Source organism: Mycolicibacterium vinylchloridicum (assembly GCF_013404075.1).
Taxonomy (GTDB): Bacteria; Actinomycetota; Actinomycetes; order Mycobacteriales; family Mycobacteriaceae; genus Mycobacterium; species Mycobacterium vinylchloridicum.
In genome coordinates this window covers 44,154-66,145 of the sequence record NZ_JACBJQ010000015.1, presented here as the reverse complement: position 1 = coordinate 66,145, position 21,992 = coordinate 44,154, and the positions used below count along the sequence as shown (strand labels likewise).

The 21,992-nt window shown below is 66.9% G+C and carries 23 protein-coding genes; 4 read left to right on the top strand and 19 right to left on the bottom strand.

Features of this window, described 5'->3' with window-relative positions; genetic code table 11:
• Position 1 precedes the first annotated feature (1 nt).
• The 3 genes from pyrH to HPC46_RS14760 form a co-directional block, all read right to left on the bottom strand.
• A complete protein-coding gene (gene pyrH, locus HPC46_RS14770; RefSeq protein WP_179471055.1) occupies positions 2-751 on the bottom strand; it encodes a UMP kinase in 750 nt (249 codons plus the stop codon).
• A gap of 123 nt (positions 752-874) precedes the next feature.
• Entirely contained in the window at positions 875-1,231 is a 357-nt protein-coding gene (locus tag HPC46_RS14765; RefSeq protein WP_179471053.1) for a Fe-S protein, read from the bottom strand.
• Positions 1,232-1,258: 27 nt separating this feature from the next.
• Positions 1,259-1,939 (bottom strand): class I SAM-dependent methyltransferase, encoded by a 681-nt coding sequence (locus tag HPC46_RS14760; protein WP_218894189.1) that lies wholly within the window; start codon positions 1,937-1,939, stop codon positions 1,259-1,261.
• A 46-nt stretch (positions 1,940-1,985) separates the two neighbouring features.
• Here HPC46_RS14760 and HPC46_RS14755 point away from each other — a divergent pair, with 46 nt between their 5' ends.
• Positions 1,986-2,408 (top strand): MarR family winged helix-turn-helix transcriptional regulator, encoded by a 423-nt coding sequence (locus HPC46_RS14755; protein ID WP_179471049.1) that lies wholly within the window; start codon positions 1,986-1,988, stop codon positions 2,406-2,408.
• Between the two features lie 5 nt (positions 2,409-2,413).
• Here the strand turns inward: HPC46_RS14755 and HPC46_RS14750 are convergent, their stop codons facing one another.
• The 9 genes from HPC46_RS14750 to rpsB all read right to left on the bottom strand — a co-directional run bounded on the left by HPC46_RS14750 (position 2,414) and on the right by rpsB (position 12,790).
• Positions 2,414-4,393 (bottom strand): primary-amine oxidase, encoded by a 1,980-nt coding sequence (locus HPC46_RS14750; RefSeq protein WP_179471047.1) that lies wholly within the window; start codon positions 4,391-4,393, stop codon positions 2,414-2,416.
• Positions 4,394-4,399: 6 nt separating this feature from the next.
• The gene (locus HPC46_RS14745) at positions 4,400-5,917 is read right to left on the bottom strand and encodes an APC family permease (RefSeq protein ID WP_179471045.1); all 1,518 of its coding nucleotides are present in this window, start codon (positions 5,915-5,917) and stop codon (positions 4,400-4,402) included.
• 24 nt (positions 5,918-5,941) lie between these two features.
• Complete coding sequence (locus HPC46_RS14740) at positions 5,942-6,664, bottom strand: ABC transporter ATP-binding protein (RefSeq protein WP_179471043.1); 723 nt, start codon at positions 6,662-6,664, stop codon at positions 5,942-5,944.
• A 2-nt stretch (positions 6,665-6,666) separates the two neighbouring features.
• Positions 6,667-7,233: an ABC transporter permease gene (locus HPC46_RS14735; protein ID WP_179471041.1), complete on the bottom strand. Its 567-nt coding sequence runs from the start codon at positions 7,231-7,233 to the stop codon at positions 6,667-6,669.
• Positions 7,233-8,456, bottom strand: a complete 1,224-nt coding sequence (locus tag HPC46_RS14730) for an ABC transporter permease (protein ID WP_218894188.1) — start codon at positions 8,454-8,456, stop codon at positions 7,233-7,235. Before HPC46_RS14730 ends, HPC46_RS14735 begins: the two co-directional genes overlap by 1 nt.
• Before the next feature lie 229 nt (positions 8,457-8,685).
• The gene (locus tag HPC46_RS14725) at positions 8,686-10,089 is read right to left on the bottom strand and encodes an amidase (RefSeq protein WP_179471037.1); all 1,404 of its coding nucleotides are present in this window, start codon (positions 10,087-10,089) and stop codon (positions 8,686-8,688) included.
• 41 nt (positions 10,090-10,130) lie between these two features.
• Positions 10,131-10,994: an LLM class F420-dependent oxidoreductase gene (locus tag HPC46_RS14720; protein ID WP_179471035.1), complete on the bottom strand. Its 864-nt coding sequence runs from the start codon at positions 10,992-10,994 to the stop codon at positions 10,131-10,133.
• 130 nt (positions 10,995-11,124) lie between these two features.
• A complete protein-coding gene (gene tsf / locus HPC46_RS14715) occupies positions 11,125-11,940 on the bottom strand; it encodes a translation elongation factor Ts (protein ID WP_179471033.1) in 816 nt (271 codons plus the stop codon).
• Between the two features lie 16 nt (positions 11,941-11,956).
• On the bottom strand, positions 11,957-12,790 hold the full coding sequence (gene rpsB, locus HPC46_RS14710; protein WP_179471031.1) for a 30S ribosomal protein S2: 834 nt from the start codon (positions 12,788-12,790) through the stop codon (positions 11,957-11,959).
• A gap of 278 nt (positions 12,791-13,068) precedes the next feature.
• Between rpsB and HPC46_RS14705 the strand changes: the two genes are divergently transcribed.
• The gene (locus tag HPC46_RS14705) at positions 13,069-13,560 is read left to right on the top strand and encodes a M23 family metallopeptidase (RefSeq protein ID WP_179471029.1); all 492 of its coding nucleotides are present in this window, start codon (positions 13,069-13,071) and stop codon (positions 13,558-13,560) included.
• A gap of 75 nt (positions 13,561-13,635) precedes the next feature.
• Here the strand turns inward: HPC46_RS14705 and HPC46_RS14700 are convergent, their stop codons facing one another.
• Positions 13,636-14,100 (bottom strand): hypothetical protein, encoded by a 465-nt coding sequence (locus tag HPC46_RS14700; protein WP_179471027.1) that lies wholly within the window; start codon positions 14,098-14,100, stop codon positions 13,636-13,638.
• A 65-nt stretch (positions 14,101-14,165) separates the two neighbouring features.
• Here HPC46_RS14700 and HPC46_RS14695 point away from each other — a divergent pair, with 65 nt between their 5' ends.
• The gene (locus HPC46_RS14695; protein WP_179471025.1) at positions 14,166-15,593 is read left to right on the top strand and encodes a protein adenylyltransferase SelO; all 1,428 of its coding nucleotides are present in this window, start codon (positions 14,166-14,168) and stop codon (positions 15,591-15,593) included.
• 4 nt (positions 15,594-15,597) lie between these two features.
• Here the strand turns inward: HPC46_RS14695 and HPC46_RS14690 are convergent, their stop codons facing one another.
• The 6 genes from HPC46_RS14690 to HPC46_RS14665 all read right to left on the bottom strand — a co-directional run bounded on the left by HPC46_RS14690 (position 15,598) and on the right by HPC46_RS14665 (position 21,045).
• Entirely contained in the window at positions 15,598-16,491 is an 894-nt protein-coding gene (locus HPC46_RS14690) for a tyrosine recombinase XerC (RefSeq protein ID WP_407665503.1), read from the bottom strand.
• Positions 16,492-16,598: 107 nt separating this feature from the next.
• On the bottom strand, positions 16,599-17,447 hold the full coding sequence (locus HPC46_RS14685) for a siderophore-interacting protein (protein WP_179471021.1): 849 nt from the start codon (positions 17,445-17,447) through the stop codon (positions 16,599-16,601).
• Positions 17,448-17,524: 77 nt separating this feature from the next.
• Positions 17,525-18,658 carry a DNA-processing protein DprA gene (dprA, locus tag HPC46_RS14680; protein WP_179471019.1) on the bottom strand — a complete coding sequence of 378 codons (1,134 nt, stop codon included), beginning with the start codon at positions 18,656-18,658 and terminating at the stop codon, positions 17,525-17,527.
• Positions 18,655-20,166 (bottom strand): YifB family Mg chelatase-like AAA ATPase, encoded by a 1,512-nt coding sequence (locus tag HPC46_RS14675; protein ID WP_179471010.1) that lies wholly within the window; start codon positions 20,164-20,166, stop codon positions 18,655-18,657. Before HPC46_RS14675 ends, dprA begins: the two co-directional genes overlap by 4 nt.
• Complete coding sequence (locus HPC46_RS14670; RefSeq protein WP_179471008.1) at positions 20,166-20,531, bottom strand: YraN family protein; 366 nt, start codon at positions 20,529-20,531, stop codon at positions 20,166-20,168. Before HPC46_RS14670 ends, HPC46_RS14675 begins: the two co-directional genes overlap by 1 nt.
• A 130-nt stretch (positions 20,532-20,661) precedes the next feature.
• Positions 20,662-21,045 carry a DoxX family protein gene (locus HPC46_RS14665; RefSeq protein ID WP_179471006.1) on the bottom strand — a complete coding sequence of 128 codons (384 nt, stop codon included), beginning with the start codon at positions 21,043-21,045 and terminating at the stop codon, positions 20,662-20,664.
• An 80-nt stretch (positions 21,046-21,125) separates the two neighbouring features.
• Here HPC46_RS14665 and HPC46_RS14660 point away from each other — a divergent pair, with 80 nt between their 5' ends.
• Positions 21,126-21,986: a sigma-70 family RNA polymerase sigma factor gene (locus HPC46_RS14660; protein WP_179471004.1), complete on the top strand. Its 861-nt coding sequence runs from the start codon at positions 21,126-21,128 to the stop codon at positions 21,984-21,986.
• Positions 21,987-21,992: the final 6 nt, after the last annotated feature.

Sequence of the window (21,992 nt, the reverse complement as noted above, 5' to 3'; positions counted from 1 at the left end):
ATCAGCTGACCAGGGTTCCGATCTTCTCACCTGCGACCGCCCGGGCGATATTCCCGTCGGTCAGCAGGTTGAAGACCAGGATCGGCATCCCGTTGTCCATGCACAAACTGAACGCCGTCGCATCGGCCACCTGAAGCCCGCGATCGATGACCTCACGGTGACTGATTTCGGTGAGCATCTCGGCGTTCGGGTCCTGGCGCGGGTCGGCGGTGAACACGCCGTCGACCGCCTTGGCCATCAAGACGATGTCGGCGCGGATCTCCAGAGCGCGCTGCGCGGCGGTGGTGTCGGTGGAGAAGTACGGCAGCCCCATACCGGCGCCGAAGATCACCACCCGACCCTTCTCGAGGTGGCGCACCGCCCGCAGCGGGATGTAAGGCTCGGCGACCTGACCCATGGTGATGGCGGTCTGCACCCGGGTGACGATGCCTTCCTTCTCCAGGAAGTCTTGCAGCGCAAGACTGTTCATCACCGTGCCGAGCATGCCCATGTAGTCCGAGCGGGTGCGCTCCATGCCGCGCTGTTGCAGTTGGGCGCCCCGGAAGAAGTTACCGCCGCCGATCACGACGGCGACCTGAACGCCGCTGCGCACCACTTCGGCAATCTGGCGCGCCACCTGGGCGACGACGTCGGGATCCAGGCCGACCGATCCGCCGCCGAACATCTCCCCGCCGAGCTTGAGCACCACCCTGTTGAAACGCGGGCGCAGATCCTGCGTCACGGCGCCGTTGCCACTGGCCGTCTCCCCCATCAGACTCCTCCGGAATAGTCGGGCTCCTGGCACGAGGGTGCCATCCCGGCGACTATCGGGACGGCACTTCCATCCTGCCTTATCGGCGAACCTGGCAATTTCGCGGGTTGTGCCTGGTGCGGGTCACCAGAGGACGGCGATGCCGGCCGCCGCGAGCGACAGGACACCGACCGAAACGAACACCGGCCGCGGGACCGGATCGCCGGTACGCCGCTGCTTGGCATTGCCCATGCCGAGCAGGCCGCCGATCACGACCAGGATGGCCAACTTGACCCCGATCTTGGGGTAGTTCAAGACATTTCCCGCGAGCCCCCATGGAGCCGCGAGCGCGACTCCGGTGAGCAACGAGACCAGCAGGCCGTAGTCCATCAGCCCAGTGGTGCGGAAGCGCCGAGCCGCCGCCTCGGCCGCCCAGGCGCCGAAGGTGAGGGCGAACCCGACGATGTGCACCAGCACAACTACATGGCGTAGTAGTTCCATGCCGGTCAGCCTACGACACCGCGGAGGTCAGCCGAGGTGAGCTGACAGCAGCCACGCCGGCATGGATTTGCGGCCCTTGGGCTCGTCACGCAGATCCCCGCCGGCGAAATTCGCCATCGATGCCAATTCCTCGGGCACGTTGGCGTGGATACGCGCGGGGCGGATCTCGTCGATCACCCAGTACGGCTCGACGGCGGCGCGCAGTTCGTCGGCCGTCACCGGGTGCGCGGGCCCGTTGGCCGGCATGGTTCCGGCGTCGAAGACCAGCACGAAGTACGACGCCCCCGGCGCGGCCGCCCGCACGATCGAGCGCTGGTAACCGTCGCGCAGCTCGACCGGCATCGAATGGAACAGGGTCGAGTCGACGATCGTGCCGAACCGGCCGTCGTAGCCGCCGAAGTCGCTGATGTCGGCGACCTCGAAGCTGGCATTGGTCAGGCCGCGCTTGGCTGCTTCGGCGCGGGCGAGCTCGATGGCCGTCGGCGAGAGGTCGAGCCCGACGGTGGTGACGCCACGTTCGGCGAGGAACAACGCAAGCGCCGCCTCCCCGCAGCCGGCGTCGAGGACGTCGCCGTGAAACCTGCCTTGTTCGATGAGCGCGGCGATCTCGGGCTGCGGCTCGTCGATGCTCCACGGCGGCCGGAAGCCCTCGAACTCCGGAGCCGAACGCCGGTATGCCGAATCGAAGAGATCTTGCGGTGTGGTCATATCTCCACGAATATCAACTGAGTTGATATATGTCAATATCATTGACATGAGCGCAGCCCACGACGAGCCACTGGGCTACTTGCTGTACCGGGTGGCCTCCGCACTGCGCGCCGAAGTGACCGCCACCGCGCTCGAACCGGTGGGCCTGTCCTTCCCGCAGTACATCTGCATGCGGATCCTGTCCAAGTTTCCCGACCGGTCCAACGCGGAGCTGGCCCGCGACACCGGGGTCTCACCGCAGGCGATGAACATGGTGTTACGCAGCCTCGAAGAACGCGGCCTCGCGACGCGCCCGGCCAGTGTGGAATCGGGCCGCTCACTGCCGGCGAAGCTGACCCGCGCCGGCGTGGAACTCCTGCAGCGCACCGACGCCGGGGTGCGCGACTCCGAGCAGGCGCTGATGGCGGAGCTGAGCGCCGAACAGCGGCGAGAATTCCGCAGAATTCTCGCCGCCCTCGGCAGCTCCTAGGCCGGTCAGTGGTGTGAGTGGCAGCCCTTCGGCGGTGACGGCGGCAGGTCCAGTGCCGGGTTGCCGTCGAAGAAGCCGACCGGCTTCATCTTGAATCCGGTGTAGTGACATGGCATTACCGGCCAGTCCTCCGGGCAGACGATGTGATGGGCACCGACGGTGTACCAGAGCACGATGTCGGTGTTCTCCAGCGGCGCATCGTCGGCCACATACTGCGGCAGACCCTGCGCCTCGGCACACTGGTACATGTAGTCGCCGGCCGCGAACTTCTCGGCAGGGTCGTACTTGGTCACCCAGAGGTTGTGCTGCAGGAACCGGGCGCGATCGTAGATGTAGGAACCTTCCTGCACCATCACCGGCACCGGGTCGCGCGGCATCAGCTTGTAGCCCACCTCCGCGCCGAGCTCGTTGACCTTCGACGGGTTGGTGACCTTCCAGTACCGTCCGGTCTGCCAGTTCCAGTCCCTGGCGCTTTCGGCCTCCGACGCGATCAACGTGTCCTTGGCGATCCAGGCGTTGTGGTGCGGGTTGAGCTCAGGCTCGGGCTCGACCACCGAATCCACCTCGTAGACACTGTTACTCGGCCCGTCGATGCTCATGTCGAGCCGGAAGTTGAAGAAGTGCTGGTGGTTCGGGCCGTAGATGCCCGGAGCGACGAGCTTGCCCCACCTCGGCTTCTCCCCTTCCGGGATCGAACCAGTGGTGAGCACCCCGGAGAGCTTGACCTCCATCTCGATCGACGCGTCGTTGTAGAGGTACCAGAAGAACCCGTATTCGTAGTTGCCGACCGTGCAGATCATCGAGATCACCAGTCGGCGCGACCGGCGCACCTCGACTTCTCCGGTGCGGAAGTCGGTGTGCTTCCAGGAGATCCCGTAGTCCTCTTCGTGCATACAGATCGCATTCGGGATCGTGACCGCGTTGCCGTCGGAGTCGTGCACCGTGCCGTCGAAGTAGAAGATCTCACCCAGGCAGTCGCACCCCAGCGTCAGCGGGTTGGCCGAGAAGCCCATGCCGACCTCACCCATGTCGAACACGTTCTTGTTCCAGTGCGTCGGCGAGGTGTCGCCGTAGGGCACCACCATTTCCGAGAGCGCTGCCCGATACATGATCGGCCGAACGGTGCCGCGGTCGTTGTAGGTGATCTCGTGCAGTGTCAGACCCTCACGCGGGTTGAACCCGACCCGCAGAGACCACTTCTGCCACTGAACTTTCCAGCCGTCGACGGTGAAGCTCGGTCCGTCCGGCTGAGTGATGTCGATGGTCTTGACGTCGTCGCGGAACTGCGTGAAGGCCGGCCGGTTGTCCTCGTCGAACATGAACTGCGCCGAGTAGTTACCCGCTTTCGGCGGCAGCGGCACCACCCCGTGATCCTCGACCTCGAGCACCTTCATCTCGTCGAGGTCGAACGTCACGATCACCCCTTCGACCGGCCGGGCGTAACCGTGCTCTGAGGCCGCGGCGCGCATGAACGTCAGCGGCCGGCAGATCAGCGGTGAGTTCTCGTAGTGGTCCTGCGCGCCGTAATAGCCTGCGGGCCATGGGTCGATCATCGCCAGGTCGAAGTCGGTGATCCCACGCTTACGCATCGCCTCCTGCCAACGCGGGTCGGCGCGGACCACCTCCTCCACCCCGGTCATGTGCTCGACCAGATACGACGGGAAGCGGCCCGGGATTGCCTTCCAGGACTCCACCACTCGGGCACCGATGTCGACGACCGACTCGTAGACCAACTTGGCCGCTGCGTCGTACATCGTGATGAAGGCCCGCCGCGGTACGTCGGACATGGATTCGAACGTCAACTGCGCGTTCTTGTCCGGCTCCGCGAGCTGGATCATCACGAATTTCAATGTCGGACTGGCATATTCCGAGTCCTTGACGACGGCCGCCGCCGCCTCGATCTCGGCACCGGTCAGCGGGTCGAGCGGGTAACAGGCACGGTCGTCGGTAGTCGCCGTGTTGAGCACGGTACTGTCCATCGTCATTGTGAGCTAAACCGCCTCAGGGCTAGTGGTTTCGGATTTCTTGAGATCCAGCACGGCCAGATGTGCCAGTGCGTCTTCCTGGGTCATCTTGTGTGCGGAGCGCCGGCCGAAGATGTAGACGATCACACCGAGGGCGAACATGCCCATCGCGATGCTGCCCGTCCACGTCATCCAGGTGCTGTCGGGTACATCGGCGATCCACGACTTGGCGAACGAGTAGTAGATGCCGCCGACGGTGCCCACCGAGCCGATGACGATCGTGATCCACACACCGACCATCCCGCCGGGGATGCGCCAGAACTTCTCGGCCGCATAGCGATCGGCGTACTTCTTCCGGGCGATGATGACCGGGACCAGGAAGAAGAACCCGGAGATCAGCCAGGCGATGGACAGGCCGCCCTGCAGGAACACGGTGACATTCGCCATGCTGCTCTGGGAGTACAGGCCGACCAGGATCAGCGACGACAGCACGCCCTGGATCAGCACGGCGGTCACCGGGTTACGCGTCCGCGGGTTCAGGTGAGTGAAGATCCGCGGCAGGTGACGCTCCAGACCGGAGACGAAGATCAACCGCGAGTAGGTCACCTGGTAGCTCATCAACGCGACGAACACGATGCATGCCAGGACAACGGCGGCGACTTCCATCACGCCCGCGGGTGCGGCGGTGCCGAGCATGCCGATGACGCCGGTGACCGGGTTGATCTCGTCGGCCGGCAACACCATGACGGTGCCCAGCGTGGTGAGCAGGTAGATGAGGACCAACGCGATCGAACCCCAGACCACCATCTTCGGTCCGCTCTTACGCACCGAGAGGAACTCCGCACCCATGTTGTAGGGCGTCTCGACGCCGACCAGGTACAGCAGCACGGTGCCGTAGAGGAAACCGGCACCGGCGAAGTCGGGCACCAGCGCGGCGTGCGCGGTGAACTCCTGCGCCGAGCCGTTGCGGATCGCGTAGATCACGCCCGAGACGAAGATGACGGCCGTCAACGCCCAGTAGACGACGAAGACGGTATTCATGATCTTCTGGTTGGCAGCGAGTTTCGCCAGGGCCAAACCGATCACCGCCCACAGGATCACCACCTGCAAGATGATGGTGAGCGTCAGACCGAGCTCGGCGTGGAAGGCCAGCAGCAGGAACTGCAGGATGATCGCCGGCGACGATGCGGAGTTGAGCACCACGGGGATCCACGACAGGTAGCCGCCGATGAATCCCCATGTCTCGCCCATGGTCCGGGTGGCCCAGATATACACACCGCCTTCACCGGGCCACAGGTTGCCCAGTTCGGCGACCGCCATACCCGCGGGGATCAGGAAGGTGAGGATGCCGAGAATCCACATCGGGATCGCGGTCCAGCCACCAGCCGCCATGATCGACGAGCCGGTGATCCAGCAGATGATGAAGACGTAGGTGGCCGTCAGGCCGAACGTCGTCATCACCTTCGGCAGCACCTGCTCAGGGACGAGCTCTGTGGCCAGAAGCTTGTCACGAGCCGACGCTGGCGCCTCGAGTTCTTGCGTCATACGTTCACTTCCAATCCGTCTGGATCAGTTGATGATTTGTCCGTCTCTCATACGGACGACACGGCTCGCTTCGTCGGCCACCGTGGGATCGTGGGTGCTGGCGACGACCGTGACGCCAAGCGTCGAACACAGGTCGCGCAGCATGCGCACCACCGTCTCCCCCGTGCGGTGGTCGAGATTTGCCGTCGGCTCGTCGGCCAGGACGAGCGTGGGGCTACTGATCAGCGAGCGCGCGATCGCGGTGCGCTGCTGTTCACCACCCGACATCTTGGTCGGCTGGTGATGTACGCGGTGGCTCAGGCCGACGAGGTCGAGCAGCTCCAACGCCCGCTGGCGCAACGACTTGCGGTCGTAGGGCTCGAACATCAATGGCAGTTCCACGTTTTCGACCGCCGACAGGAACGGGATCAGGTTGTAGCTCTGGAAGATGAACCCGATCGTGTCGTGGCGCAGCGCGGCGAACTGACTCTCGGTCAGCTTGGCCGTGTCGCGGCCGGCGATCGTCACCGAGCCCTTGGTGGGCCGGTCGAGGCCGCCGATGATGTTCAGCAGGGTCGACTTGCCCGAACCACTCGGGCCCATCAGACAGACGAATTCGCCTGGCATGACAGTCAATTCGGCGGCAATCAGGGCCTTGACGACCTCGTCACCGAGCTTGTGCAACTTCCACACGTCGTTGATCTCGATCACCGGCGACGGCTCGGGTGCCGGCACGATGTCGGGTGTGGCGTCTTCGACTGCGGTCATGTCTAACCTCCGGTCGACAGGGAGCGGATGGGGGGACGCGACGCCGCGTTCCACGTGGGCACGATGCTGGTGGCCAGGGCGGCGATGATGCTGACGACGACGGCGATCGCCGAACCGAGGCCAAGGCCTACCGACGAGACTCCGGTGGGGACCAGGCCGAGGACGCCCAGCACGATCGCGGCAACGATCGCCAGCGCGACACCGGCTACCGCCCCGAGGACCGCGGTAACCGCGGGTTCGACCAGCAGCGCGGCGATTACGGGCCGGCGGGGAACGCCGGTCGCTCCGAGTACGCCGAGTTCGCGGGTGCGGTGCGCGATGGTTCGGGTGGTCGCGACGGCCACCTCGACGACACCGACAAGCAGCACGGTGATCGCGATCAAGATGACGGCCCGGCCGATTTCGGTGGCGTGGCCCAGCGATGCGGACTGGGCCTGGATGCCCGCTGACATCCCGAAGACGATGACGACGAGGAAGGCGCCCGTCGCGGTGGTGACGATCGGCAGCACCATCTCGCGCACCCGCCGCCGTGCCGACAACCAGCCGTAGGACAGTCCGAATGTGATCATCAGCGGCCTCCGAGCAGGTCGACCGGACGGTTCTGCAGCAGCCGGTGCACGGGTATCAGCGCGCCGACGATCGACATCGCGGGCAGGAAGCCCGCGACCATGCCGGCGGCCTGCAGCCAGGCGATCGGGGTGGCGATACCCGGGATCACCAGCCACACAGCGATTCCCGCGGTCGCGACACCCAGCACGTAGGCCGCGACGAAGACGACAGCGGACTCCACCAGGAAGAAGTAGAGCACCTCATCAGCCAGGCCGATGCTGGACATGATGCCGAATTCGCGCTTGCGCTCCTGCACCGCCGCGAGGAAGGACGACACGGCGATGATGAAGCCCAGGACCAGGCCGATGATCGAGATGATCCCCAGCGTCGAACTGGTGACCTTGCCGGAGAACAGGGCCGAGTACTTCTGGTCGAACGTCAGCGGGCCGTTTCCGCCCACCGTGTCATAGATCAACCCCGGCCCGGCCGGATCCGGCTTGACGGCGGGGTCCGAGGTCGAGGACAGCCCGACCGCACCGCCGAAGGTGCTGCCGAGAGTGCGGCTCTTCTCCTGCCCCGCGGGCGCGAACACCGTCCACCACCCGTTGTCACCCACGACCGATGCGGCAAGTGGTGTCGCTACCGTCACCGACTGACCGCCGCCACCAACCTGCACCCCGAGATCCCGGCCGCCGACGACAATGCGGTCGCCGTCGTGGACTCCGAGTCGCTGAGCGACTTCAGAGCCCAAAACCGCTTGGCCGTCTGGTGTTTCGTCGCTACCGCGCAACGACACCGGAGTGCCGTTGACGTCGGTGGTGCCCGAAAGCGTCTTGATCGCACGCCACCCCCCGGGGGCGACGATCGCCGGCGCGGGCCCGTCGGCAACCAGTGCCTGCACCGCGCTGTCGTAGTGCACTCCGGCGGCGGGAACCGCCCATAGCTGGGCGCCACCGAGCACCTCGGTCACCGAGTCCGCACCGGTGATGGCGAAACTCGACGAGATGGTGCGCACCACCGTCACACACGTGAGGGCGAGTGCGATGCCGAGCACAGACAACACAAACCGTTCGGGCCTGCGGCGGATGTTCGCCCACGCAAACCGGAGAAGACACACAAAAGTGTTGTTCCCCGAAGAGGTGGCGATCGCCGATGGTCGCGAAATAGTTGTGGAGGCAGAGGTTTCCACATCGGCAATATTCCGGCCGCCCTGTTTCGCGGACCGCACGCGATCGATATCCATCAGGTTAACTCGACGGTTCCGCCGTTAAATCCAGGTATCGATGGGAACCATATCGCGGCAACGGATTTCGTTGCAGGTCAGGCCGGTTGATCGGAATTAACCTGTACCGGCGCAGGGGCTTCGGCTCAGGGGATTCGAGGTCTCGCCAGCTCATGTTGGCCGATCGCCCACATGGTCATGACGCGACACACGTTCACAGCGGCCACGGATTCCGCACTCAGGTCAGCAGTCAGCCTTGAATGCGGGGCCACGGCTTGGCCGCTTCGAGCTCATAGGCCAGCTCCAGCAGCCGCCGCTCGTGCCCGAGCGGACCCGCCAGCATCATGCCCACCGGCATACCCGAGGCAGATCGGCCCAGCGGCAACGAGATTGCCGGCTCCCCCGTGGCGTTCTGCAGCGGCGTGAACGCCACCCAGTCGATCAGCCGGTCGATGATCTGCTGATAATCCGCGGTGGGATCCAGGTGCCCGATGCGAGGCGTCTCCTCGGCCAGCGTAGGCATCAGCAGCACGTCGTAGGTCTGATAAAGCCGCTCGGTGATCCGCCGGAGCCGGCGCAGCCGCGTGATCGCGACCGGTAGCTTGTGCAGGTTGCGGCCCGCATGCCGGTCGAGCCCCAGCGTGAGGTTGTCGAGTTTCGTCTTGTCGAAGCTCTCCCCGAACGTCCTTTGTCCGGTGCGCACCAGCGTCATCGCCAAAAACGCCCAGTACAACAGGAAGTCGTCCAGGAAATAACTCGGAACCGGAGGCTGGTCCAGGTACTCGACGCTATGACCAAGGCCCGCAAGCAATTCGGCGTTCTGCAGGGTGAGATCGCGAACGCTCGGAGCGGCTTGTCGATTCACCGATTGAGTCACGACCGCGATACGCAGCCGGGCGGCGCCGGGTCCGGTGACGGCGCCGATCGGCGGCAGCCGGCGGTTGCGCCAGATGCGTTCGGTTTCCCGGTAGAACGCGGCGGTGTCGCGCACAGTGCGGGTCAGTACACCGTCATTGACGATGCGCACCGGCATCTGCCGGGTCATCTTGTCCAGCGGCAACCGGCCGCGCGACGGCTTGAGGCCGACGAGGCCGTTACACGCCGCGGGGATCCGGATGGAGCCGCCGCCGTCGTTGGCATGTGCGATCGGCACCACGCCGGCGGCGACGAACGCCCCCGAGCCCGACGACGACGCGCCCGCGGTGAAATCGGTGTCCCACGGGTTGCGGACGGCGCCGATGCGGGGATGCTCGGCCGAGGCGCTGAACCCGAATTCCGACAGCTGGGTCTTGCCCAGCGGCACCAGCCCGGAAGCCAGGAAGAACTTGGCGAAGTCACCGTGAGCGGCGTGCGGGCGAGGTTCCCACGCGTCGGTGCCCTGCATGGTCGGCATGCCCTCGACGTCGACGTTGTCCTTGATGAACGTCGGCACCCCGTCGAAGTAGCCACGCCCGCCCGCATAGGCCCGGGCCAGCGCCCGCTCGAAGGTCTCGTGCGCCAGGCCGTTGAGGATGGGGTTGACCTTCTCGGTGCGGGCGATCGCGGCCTCGACGAGTTCAGGGCGAGATACCTTGCCGGTGCGCAGGGCGTCGACCAGGGCTACCGCATCCAGGTCGCCGAGGGCGTCGTCGCCGAAGGCGTGCACATGTCGCATTCACCTGACGCTAGCAGGCACGTGTGCAATAACCGCCCGGCTCACCGCGGAAGATCGGCCGCCACCGCTTCCAACGCCGCAAGGTGCCCGTCGACCCCGCGCAGGCCGGCGCCCATCGTGTTGATCGAGACGTGAGTGGCACCGGCCGCTCGCCAGGCAGCCAGCTCCTCGCCCACCGTGTCGCGACCCCCGGACCAGTCAGCCCGGCCCTCCATGCCCAATCCGGCGGGATCGCGACCGGCGGCCGCAGCGGCTTGCCCGACGGCGACCCGCGCCTCGTCGAGCCCGCGCCCGGGTGCCATCATCGGGAACCAGCCGTCGCCGAGGCGTCCCGCGCGCTCGTAGGCGCGTTCGGAGGCGGCGCCGAACCATACCGGGATGGGTCGTTGGATCGGCAGCGGAGACAGGCCCGCGCCGGTGACCGTGTGGTAGCGCCCTTCGTAGCTGACGGATTGTTCGGTCCAGAGCCGGCGCATCACGTCGACCTGTTCCTCGGATCGGCGGCCGCGGTTGGAGAAGTCCTCGCCGAGTGCCTCGTATTCGACTGGGTTCCAACCCAATCCGATTCCGAGCCGCAGCCGTCCACCACTGAGCAGATCCACCTCCGCGGCCTGCTTGGCCACCAGGGCGGTCTGTCGCTGCGGCAGGATGATCACGCCGGTCACCAGCTCCACAGTGGTCGTGACCGCCGCGAGGTAACCGAACATCACCAGCGGCTCGTGGAAGGTGGTGTGCACGTCGTACGGTCCGGCCCAGCCCCGATGCACCTCACGATCGGCGCCCAGCACATGGTCGTAAGCCAGGATGTGGGTGAACCCCAGTTCCTCCACCCGCTGGCCGTAAGCGCGGACCGCGCCCACGTCGGGCCCGAGTTCGGTTTGAGGGAACGTGACTCCGATGCGCATGGCTCATCCAACCCCAGCGGGGCGGGGAAGCTTCCCAAAGACGGTAAAACCCCGCGTCTCCGGGATCGCCGGATATGACGCGGGGTTTTCCAGTTGGACGGTTTGGTGCGCCGCCCAAGTTTGTGTGGAGCTAGGCCTGGCCGACCTCGAAGCGGGCGAACCGCGTGACGGTCACGCCGGCCTCGTCGAGGAGTGCCTTGACGGTCTTCTTGTTGTCGGACACCGACGGCTGCTCGAGCAGCACGACGTCCTTGTAGAAGCCGGTGACGCGACCCTCGATGATCTTGGGCAGCGCCTGCTCGGGCTTGCCCTCGGCCTTGGCCGTCTCCTCTGCGATGTGGCGCTCGTTGGCCACGATGTCAGCCGGAACGTCCTCGCGGGTCAGGTACTTGGCCTTGAGCGCGGCGATCTGCAGGGCCACGGCGTGCGCCGCGTCCGTGCTATCGCCCGTGTACTCGACCAGCACACCCACGGCGGGCGGCAGATCGGCGGCACGCTTGTGCAGGTAGGCCTCGACCTTGCCGTCGAAGTACGTGGCACGGCGCAGCTCGAGCTTCTCGCCGATCTTGGCCGACAGCTCCGCGACGGCCTGCTCGACGGTCTTGTCACCGATTGTGGCGGCCTTGAGGGCCTCCACATCGGTGGCCTTGGCCTCCAGGGCGGCAGCGACCACGTCGTCGGCAAGCTTCTGGAACTCGGCGTTCTTGGCGACGAAATCGGTCTCGGAGTTGAGCTCGATCAGTGCACCGCCCTTGGCGGCGACCAGGCCCTCGGCGGTGGCGCGCTCAGCGCGCTTGCCGACGTCCTTGGCACCCTTGATGCGCAGCGCCTCGACGGCCTTGTCGAAGTCGCCGTCGTTTTCGGCCAGGGCGTTCTTGCAGTCGAGCATGCCCGCACCGGTGAGCTCCCGAAGCCGCTTGACGTCGGCAGCGGTGTAGTTAGCCATGTGGCCTTCCTGTGAATTACGAAGCGTCAGTGGTGGTTGCGACAGTTTCAGTGGCCGGCCCGGCGTCATTGGGGGCCGACGCGGTTGCGCTGGCCAGCAGCTCCTGCTCCCACTCGGCCAGCGGTTCGGCTGCGGCTTCGGGCTTGTCGCCCGAGCCGACGCCGGCGCGAGCCTGCAGGCCTTCGGCCACCGCGGAGGCGATCACCTTGGTCAGCAGGGCCGCCGAGCGGATGGCGTCGTCGTTACCCGGGATCGGGTAGTTGACCTGATCGGGGTCGCAGTTGGTGTCCAGGATCGCGATGACCGGGATGCCCAGCTTGATGGCCTCGCTGACGGCGAGGTGTTCCTTGTTGGTGTCGACGACCCAGATCGCCGACGGCACCTTCTGCATGTCCCGGATACCGCCGAGGCTGCGCTCGAGCTTGTTCTTCTCGCGGGTCAGCATCAGGATTTCCTTCTTGGTGCGACCCTCGAAACCACCGGTCTGCTCCATGGCCTCGAGCTCCTTGAGGCGCTGCAGACGCTTGTGAACGGTGGAGAAGTTGGTCAGCATGCCGCCCAGCCAGCGCTGGTTCACGTAGGGCATGCCGACGCGGGTGGCCTCGTCCGCGATGGACTCCTGGGCCTGCTTCTTGGTGCCGACGAACAGGATGCTGCCGCCGTGGGCGACGGTTTCCTTGACGAACTCGTAAGCCTGATCGATGTAGGTCAGCGTCTGCTGCAGATCGATGATGTAGATGCCGTTGCGGTCGGTGAAGATGAACCGCTTCATCTTGGGGTTCCAGCGTCGGGTCTGGTGCCCGAAGTGGGTGCCGCTGTCAAGCAGCTGCTTCATGGTTACTACGGCCATGCGTGTGCCTTAACTTGTGTCGGTTGTCGCCCGGCTTCGGGTGAAGCCAAGCCCTGGCGTCTGAGGCATGCCGACCCGCGGACGGGACCAACCGGCATGCGTGGTGCAAGTCGATGAAACGGACTTGCGGAACAGGCGCGCGAAGTCAACCCGCTCGCGCGAGTTGCGGATCAAAGTTTACACCGCCGCAACGGGTGCTTTGTCCACAGCGGCCGGCTGGTCCACAGCGCTGGGTTCTGGGGCTGTTGTTTGGTTCCGTAGGCCACTGAACTGGAGCGATGCGCTGGCTTGTTCTGATTGCGGCGGTCGTCACGCTCGGCACCGGGGTCGGGCGGGCCGATGACGGGCGGCTGCAGTGGCCGCTGCGGCCACGGCCGACGGTGACCAGGGTGTTCGACGCGCCGTCTCCCGACTGGCAGCGCGGGCATCGCGGAGTGGACCTGGCCGGGGTGCCCGACCAGCCCGTGTATGCCGCGGGCCCGGCGACGGTCGTGTTCGCTGGCACGCTGGCCGGGCGCCCGGTGGTGTCACTGGCCCATGCCGGCGGCCTGCGCACCAGCTACGAGCCGGTCGAGGCTGTCGTGCGGGCGGGGCAGCTGGTGGACTCGTCGACCGCGCTGGGCCGGCTTGTGCCTGGTCATGCGGGGTGCCCGGTGGCCGCGTGCCTGCACTGGGGCGCGATGTGGGGGCCGGCGTCGCGGGCTGACTACGTCGACCCGCTGGGGCTGCTGGCGTCGACGACGATCCGGCTCAAGCCGCTGGCGGGGTGAATTTCCTGCCGCGAGCGTGCGTGTCCGCACGCAGACACGCCGCCAACCTGCGCACTATGCGCACGCTCGCGGGGATCAGTTGAGCTGGTAAGCCTCGCGTGACACCAGGAACGACTGGCCGGTCTTGCTGTCGGCGCAGCTCACCCCGTCGCGCTCGACCGTGCACGTGATGCTGCCCACCGATCGCCGGTCACCGTAGGAAAGGGTCGGGGGCGCGTATTGCCCGCTGAAGAACAGCTGGCTCATCACGAACCCGAAGCACGGTGCCTGCCCCTCGGCGAGCTGAAGGTTCTCACCTCCCGGTTCGCCGATCGCGCCGGGAACGTTGGCGCGCGGGCAGGTGTCGGACTGCGGTGCGACCCAACTGTGTTCGTTGACCTTGCACCACACGAACGCTCCTTCCCGCGCGGTGCCGAGTTGGCAGCCGACGTTCCCCGACGGGGACAGAAATTGAATTCTGGACGCCGCCGCGTGAGCGGTCGGTGCCATGACGCCGGTCAGTACCGCTGCGGCCAGTGTGAAGATCGCGATCCTGTGCATGGGGGAAGTGCACGCCGCCGCTGGGGCTACCGAACCCAACTTGGGCGTCCGTAGGCTGGTCACCGATGAGCATCGCGCCTGACAGGACCGTCGTTCTCGGCCACCGATTCGCCACCGAGGTGCCCGAGATAGCGCTGCGCTGGCAGGCCGAAGCCGCACCTGATCCGCGGCTGCTCGTGCTCAACGAGTCGCTCGCCCTCGAGCTGGGCCTCGATGCCTCGTGGCTGCGCAGCCCCGACGGAATCGGCCTGCTCGTCGGGACTGCGCTCCCGGCGGATGCCGAACCCGTCGCGCAGGGGTATGCCGGCCATCAGTTCGGCGGCTGGGTGCCGCGCCTCGGCGACGGTCGCGCGTTGTTGCTGGGTGAACTCGATGTCGACGGCAGCCCGCGCGATCTGCATCTGAAGGGCTCGGGACGCACGCCGTTCGCCCGCGGCGGCGACGGTTTGGCAGCGATCGGCCCGATGCTGCGCGAATACCTGGTCAGCGAAGCGATGCACGCACTGGGCATTCCGACCACCCGCTCCCTGTCGGTGGTCGGCACCGGGCGCACCGTCCAGCGCGAGACGGAGCTCGACGGCGCCGTCCTCGCCCGCGTCGCGGCGAGCCACCTGAGGGTCGGCAGCTTCCAATATGTCGCGGCCGCAGGCGAACTCGAGGTATTGCGGCGACTCGCCGACCACGCGATCAGCAGGCACTACCCCGCCGCCGCCGAGGCCGACAATCCCTACCTCGCCCTGCTGGATTCGGTGATCGCCGCGCAAGCCGGACTCATCGCCCAGTGGATGCTGGCCGGGTTCGTCCATGGCGTGATGAACACCGACAACATGACGATCTCGGGCGAGACGATCGACTACGGGCCGTGCGCGTTCATGGACGCCTTCGACCCGAAGACGGTGTTCAGTTCGATCGACTCGTGGGGCCGCTACGCCTACGGCAACCAGCCGGCGATCGCCGCCTGGAATCTCACCCGCTTGGCCGAGGCGCTGCTCGGGCTGATCGACGACGACCAGGAGCGCGCGATCGAACTGGTCACCGCGTCGCTACAGCAGTTCCCTGGCCGGTACTCGGCGGCGTGGACCGCAGGTATGCGCAGGAAGCTGGGACTGAGCGATGAAGTCGGGGACGCCGAGGTCCAACAGCTCAGCGAGGAGCTCTTGGAGTTGCTCGAGCCGGAGCAGGCCGACTACACCTCGTTCTTCCGCCGGCTCGCCGCCGGCGCGGTCGAGCCACCGTTCGAGGCGTGGGCCACCCGATGGCGCGGTATGGGTCCGGACGTCGAGGCGATGCAGCGGGTCAATCCGGTCTACATTCCGCGCAATCACCTGGTGGAGGAGGCGCTGAGCGCCGCGACAGCAGGAGACATGGAGCCGTTCGAGCGGCTGCTGCGGGTGATCACGTCGCCGTACGACGAACGTCCGGGGTTCGAGCGCTACGCCGAGCCCGCTCCCGATGACTTCGGGCGCTGCTTCCAAACCTTCTGTGGCACTTAGACATTCAGGCGCGCGGATGCGCTTGGTCGTGCACGGCGCGTAGCCGCGCCACGGTGACGTGGGTGTAGAGCTGTGTGGTGGCCAGCGTCGAGTGGCCCAGGATTTCCTGGACGATCCGCAGGTCGGCCCCGCCTTCGAGCAGGTGGGTGGCCGCGCTGTGGCGCAGCCCGTGCGGGCCGATGTCGGGTGCGCCGTCGACCGCCGACATGGTCTGGTGCACAACGGTGCGGGCCTGGCGGGGGTCCAGGCGCCTGCCTCGCGGCCCCAGCAGCAGCGCGGGGCCGGAGTCTTCGTTGACGAGTTCGGGCCTGCCGTCGTTCAGCCACGCGGTCAGTGCCGCCAGGGCCGGCGCCCCGAACGGCACGGTGCGCTGTTTGTTGCCCTTGCCCAGCACCCGCAGCAGGCGGCGGCCGGTGTCGACGTCGTCGACGTCGAGCCCACACAGCTCGCTGACGCGGATTCCGGTGGCGTAGAGCAGTTCCACGATCAGCCTGTCGCGGATCGCCAGCGGGTCGCCCTGTTCGGCGCCGAGGTCGGCGGCGGCCATCGCGGCCAGCGCCTGGTCCTGGCGCAGGACCGCGGGCAGGGTGCGGCGCGCCTTGGGCAACTGCAGACGGACTGCCGGGTCCTCGGTGAGCAGGCCGCGACGGGTGGCCCAGGCGGTGAACGTCTTGACCGCCGAGGTGCGGCGGGCCAGGGTCGTGCGGGCCGCGCCTGCGGCCGATTGCGCGGCTAGCCACGACCGCAGCATCGGCAGACTCAGGCCGGCGAGGCCGGCGCCGGGCGCGCGTTCGTCGACGAACGCGAACAGTGAACGCAGGTCGGTGAGATAGGCCCGTTGGGTGTGCTCGGAGCGGGCACGCTCCAACGCGAGATGCTCGGCGTAGTCGTCGAGGATCGCCGAGTAGTCGCCGGGCTCCACGTCTCTACCGTTGCACTCGCGCACGCCCGTGCGCGCACGCGTGCGCGGCGTGTCCCGGCGTCGTGACCAATCCGTTGTGGCGGCTAGTCCTGGCCGGCTTCGGCGTCGGCCAGTTCCTTCTTCCACTGCCTGAACGTCTCTTCGGTGCGGCCGCGGCGCCAATAGCCGGAGATGGAGGCCCATTTGGCGTCGACGCCGCGCTCCTTGCGGACGTAGGGCCGCAGGTTGTGCATGACGGCCTGGGCTTCGCCGTGGATGAAGACCTGCGCTTGCCCGGGAAGCCAGGGCGCGGTGGTGACGGCCTCGACCAATGGCGCGTTGTCGCCGGCCCGGTCGTCCCCCACGAGATCGGCACGCCCGCCGCGGTAGATCCAGGTGATGTCGACCGATTCCGGTGCGGCCAGGTCGATCTCGTCCTCAGGACCGGCGACTTCGATGAAGACCTTGCCAACCGCGTTGGGTGGCAATGCTTCCAGTGCCGCACTGATGGCGGGGATGCCCGCTTCGTCACCCGCGAACAGATGCCAGTCGGCGTCCGGGTCGGGCGAATACGCACCGCTGGGACCCATCAGGAAGATGGTGTCCCCCGCTTTCGCCGCCGCGGCCCACGGACCGGCGACACCGTGCTCGCCGTGCACCACGAAGTCGACGGTGATCTCGCGGGCTTCGGGGTCGACCCGGCGCACCGTGTAGGTGCGCACGGTGGGCCGCTGTTCGGGCGGCAGTTCGTCGAAGCTGTTGAGCGTGAGCGGCTGCGGTAGCGACGCGACGTCGATGTCGTCGCGCACAAAGACGAACTTCACATACGAGTCGGCGAACTCACCGGGGGTGAAGGTATCGAAGCCGGTACCGCCGAGCACGACGCGCACCATGTGCGGCGCGAGTTGCTCGGTACTGACGACCTGAAACGTGTGCACTGGTCGACCCGCCACATCGCCTCCCGACGAGAATCGTTAGCCAACCTTGTCGACTATACGGATCGGCCGGGTGGCTGGGCTGGCTACGTCGGTCATGCCGGCTTGCGCACCAGCTTCCAGCAGCCGTCCTCACGGCGGGCCAGGCCCGCAATCTCCAGCATCGCCAGCGGACCCAGCACGGCGGTGGGCGGCAGGCCGGAGGCTACCGCGATCTCGTCGGCACTTCGGGTGCCTCGCCCGGGCAGCGCCTCGTACACCTGCTTTTCGGCATCACTGAGACCATCGAGCGGTCCGGTTGGCCGGGGTGCCTCGTCGGCGAATTCGCCTGCCCGACCGACCAATTCGACGACCTCCTCGGCACGGGTCACCAACTCGGCTCCGTTGCGCAGCAGGATGTGGCATCCCGTCGACGACGCGGAGGTCACCGGGCCCGGCACCGCACACACCACCCGGCCCAACGCGCGTGCCCACGCGGCGGTGTTCGCGGCACCGCTTCGCACACCCGCCTCCACCACCACGGTGGCCGCGCCAAGCGCTGCCACCAGCCGATTGCGGATCAAGAAGCGGTGCCGCGCGGGCCGCACACCGGGCGGATATTCGGTGAGCAGCAGGCCGGAGTTGCTGATCCGGTGCAGCAGCGACGAGTGTCCGGCCGGGTACAGAATGTCGATGCCGCCCGCCAGGACCGCCACCGTCTCCCCCTCGACGGACAGTGTCGCGCGGTGTGCAACGCCGTCGATCCCGTAGGCCCCACCGGAGACGACGGTGACCTCCTGTTCGGCCAGCCCCGCGGCCAGGTCCGCGGCGACGTGTTCGCCATAGCTGGAACACGCCCGCGTCCCGACGATCGCGGCGGACCGCTCGGCGACCTCATCGAGCCGGGCGGGACCGACGGCCCACAATGCCAGCGGGGAGCGGCCCTGTTGCCTGTCCCGCACGGCCGCTCCGCCGAAGGCCGCAAAAGCCAGGGTCGGCCACTCGTCGTGATCCGGCGTGATCAGCCGGCCGCCGCGGCGCTCCAGCAGATCCAGATCTGCCTCCGCCGCCTGGATGTCCCGTCGGGCGGCGGTGCGTTCCCGCAATTCATCGCTGATCTCGCCCGCGGCGATCCGATACGAGGCTTCGATGGGGCCGACCTCGCCGACCAGTTCGGCGATCTCGCCACAGGGTGGTTCGGCCACCCGCGACAGATACGCCCATGCCAACGTCCTGACGTCGTCTGTCATGGTTTGACTCCTCCCTGGCGGAAGCTCAAGGCCACCGCCACATCGTCGACACTGGGCGTCGTGCGCCCGGCCAGATCGGCCAATGTCCAGGCGACCCGCAGTGACCGGTCGACGCCCCGGATGCTCAGCACGCCGCGTTCCAGTGCTGTCTTCAGCGGGGCCATCGCGGTGTTGTCGAGCCGGAACTTGCGGCGCAGCACCGAACCGGTCACCTCGGCGTTGGTGGTATAGCCGTACCGACGCCAGCGCTCGGCGGCCGCCGCCCGGGCCTGCGCGACCCGATTGCGCACGGCTGCAGTACTTTCCGCCGCGTCGGGTGTGAAGGCTCCGGCACGCACCGTGTGCATCTGCACCCGCAGGTCCACGCGGTCCATCAGCGGACCCGACAGCTTGCCGAGATAGCGCCGCTTCTCCACCGATGTGCAGATGCAGTCCTTCGGGTCGGTCTTGGCGCAGGCGCAGGGGTTGGCCGCCATCACGAGTTGGAACCGCGCCGGGTAGCACGCCACTCCGTCGCGGCGGGCGAGCCGAATCTCGCCGTCCTCCAACGGCGTTCGGAGGGATTCCAGGACACTGACCCGGATCTCGGCACATTCGTCGAGGAAGAGCACGCCGCGGTGCGCGCGGCTGACCGCCCCGGGGCGGGCCATGCCCGAACCACCGCCAACGAGTGCGGCCACACTCGATGAGTGATGAGGGGCGATGAATGGCGGACGGGTGATCAGCGGCGTGGTCTCCGACAGCAGGCCCACGACTGAATGAATGGCAGTCACCTCCAAAGCCTCACCCTCGGTGAGCTCGGGCAATAGCCCGGGAAGGCGTTGTGCCAGCATGGTTTTCCCGACGCCGGGCGGCCCGGTGAGCATCAGGTGATGCGCGCCCGCGGCGGCGACCTCGACGGCGAATCGGGCGTGGGTCTGGCCCACCACATCGGCCAGGTCGGCAACGGAGGTGGGCTGCGGCGCGGGCGCATCGACTCGCTCGTCGAGCGTGGCCTTCCCGTTGAGCCAGCCTTGTAGCTGCCGAAGCGTCTGCACGCCGAGTACCTCGATGCCGTCGACCAGGCTGGCCTCGGCCAAATTCGCGATAGGCACCACCACGGTGGGCCAGCCCTGCTTCTTGGCGGCCAGCACAGCGGGCAACACACCGCGCACCGAGCGAATCCGGCCATCCAATGCCAGCTCTCCCAACAACACTGTCTTCTCGAGGCGATCCCACTGCTTCCTGCCGCTCGCCGATAAGACGGCCGCGGCGATCGCAATGTCATACAGCGAGCCGGTCTTCGGCAACGTGGCCGGCGACAATGCCAGCGTCAACCGCGATTGCGGCCAGTCGTTGCCGCAGTTGGTGATTGCCGCGCGGACCCGGTCGCAGGACTCGCGTAATGCGGCGTCGGGCAGTCCGACCAGGTGCACGCCGGGCAGCCCAGAGCTGATGTCGGTCTCGATCTCGACGATCTCGCCGTCGAGGCCGCGCACGGCCACCGAGTAGGCCCGTCCCAGTGCCATCAGCCGACCCCGCGCAGATGGGTGATTTCCGGAGTGCGCTTCCGGCCGATGCGGATCCCGATGACGTCGATACGGATCGCCGCCCACTTCTGGTCCTGAGCGGCCAGCCACAAGCCGGCCAGCCGGCGGATCCGGCGCACCTTGGTCGGCGTGACCGCATACTCCCAACCGCCGAAGCCGTCGCCGGTGCGGGTCTTCACCTCGACGAACACCACCGCGCCGTCGGCACCGGCGGCGATCACGTCGAGTTCGCCGTAGCGGCAGCGCCAGTTGCGGGCCAGGATCCGCAACCCCTGGGCGGTCAGATGTTCGACCGCCAGCTGCTCGCCCAGCGCACCGAGCTGGTTGCGCGTCAACGTCGTCATGGGTGCAGAGTCGAGGACATGACCGACACGCGCGAACGTCCATCAGCCTGCACACCCGAAACACGCCGAGTTATCCCCAGATCCACGCTCATCCCCCGAGGACACCGAAACTGGGGTTCACATTGTCGGTTCAGCTGAAGGGGTGGAGCTCGAAGCGGCCCCACGCCACTAAGGCGAATGCGCAGATGAACACGACATCAGCGAGCATCAGGCCCCATTCACTGCGGCGGAAGCGAGTCGTGGCCGCACCGGCCATGAACAACATCAGCCCGGTTGCCGCCAGCGGCACCAGTATCGGCGCAACGTTGAACAACGCGGGAAGCACCAGCCCCGTGGCACCGATGAGCTTGATCGTTCCTATCGCTTTGATGTGAGCGGGGCTGAAGTCGTCGACCCACTGCTGGCTCGCCGAGAGCGCCCGATATCGGGCTTTACTCAGCAGGATCTGGCTTGCACCGCCGACTGCGAATGCGACGGCCAATACTCCGGCAACTACCCAAAGTCCCGCGTTCATGATCTCGCTCTCTGTGGTTACCTCAGTCCGTCCGGACTCGTCATTGGTGATGACGGGTTCCACCGACGCGAGGTAACACCATGACGCATGACGCCAGCACAGAGCAGCAATTCGAGTCACAGCGAGGACGCCTGCTGACGATCGCGCACCGAATCCTCGGTTCATACGCCGACGCGGAGGACGCTGTGCAGGAGACGTGGCTGCGATTCTCTTGGCAGGAACCGGAATCGATCGACAACCCCGCCGGATGGCTCACCACCGTGGTTGGTCGCATCTGCATCGACATGTTGCGTGCTCGCGCTGCTAGGGCCGAGGTTCCGTTCGGCGATGGTCCGCCCGAACTCGTCGTGGCCGACGATGTCGATGCGCCCGAAGATTCCGCTGTGCTGGCCGACTTGGTCGGCATCGCGTTGTTATCCGTGCTGGGTTCACTCGGACCCGAGGAACGGCTGGCATTCGTTCTGCACGACATGTTCGCCGTTCCCTTCACCGACATCGCAGGCATCGTCGGCAAATCGGCGGACGCGGCGAAGATGGCCGCAAGCCGCGCGCGGCGTAAAGTACGCGCGGCGCCGACGGCGTCAACCCTCCACGAGCAGCGTGCCGTCGTCGATGCGTTCCTGCGGGCCGCCCGCGATGGTGACTTCGACGCCTTGCTCGACGTGCTGGCGCCCGACCTCAGGTGGGAACAGCACACCGCACGCGGAGTTACCGTCACCATCGGAGCCACCGAAGTCATCGGCGCGGTGCGACGCGGGGGACGCGCGAAGGTGACCGCGCGCCGCGTTCTGGTCAACGGGAAGCCGGGCATCGCCGCGTGGAACACACAGGGCAAGCCGCTCGGCATCATGGTGTGCACGGTGACAGACGGACGACTGACAGCCATCACCTCGATCGCCGACCCCGCGCGCCTGGCGACGTTGGACCTGCCCGAGCCGTAGCGGCCG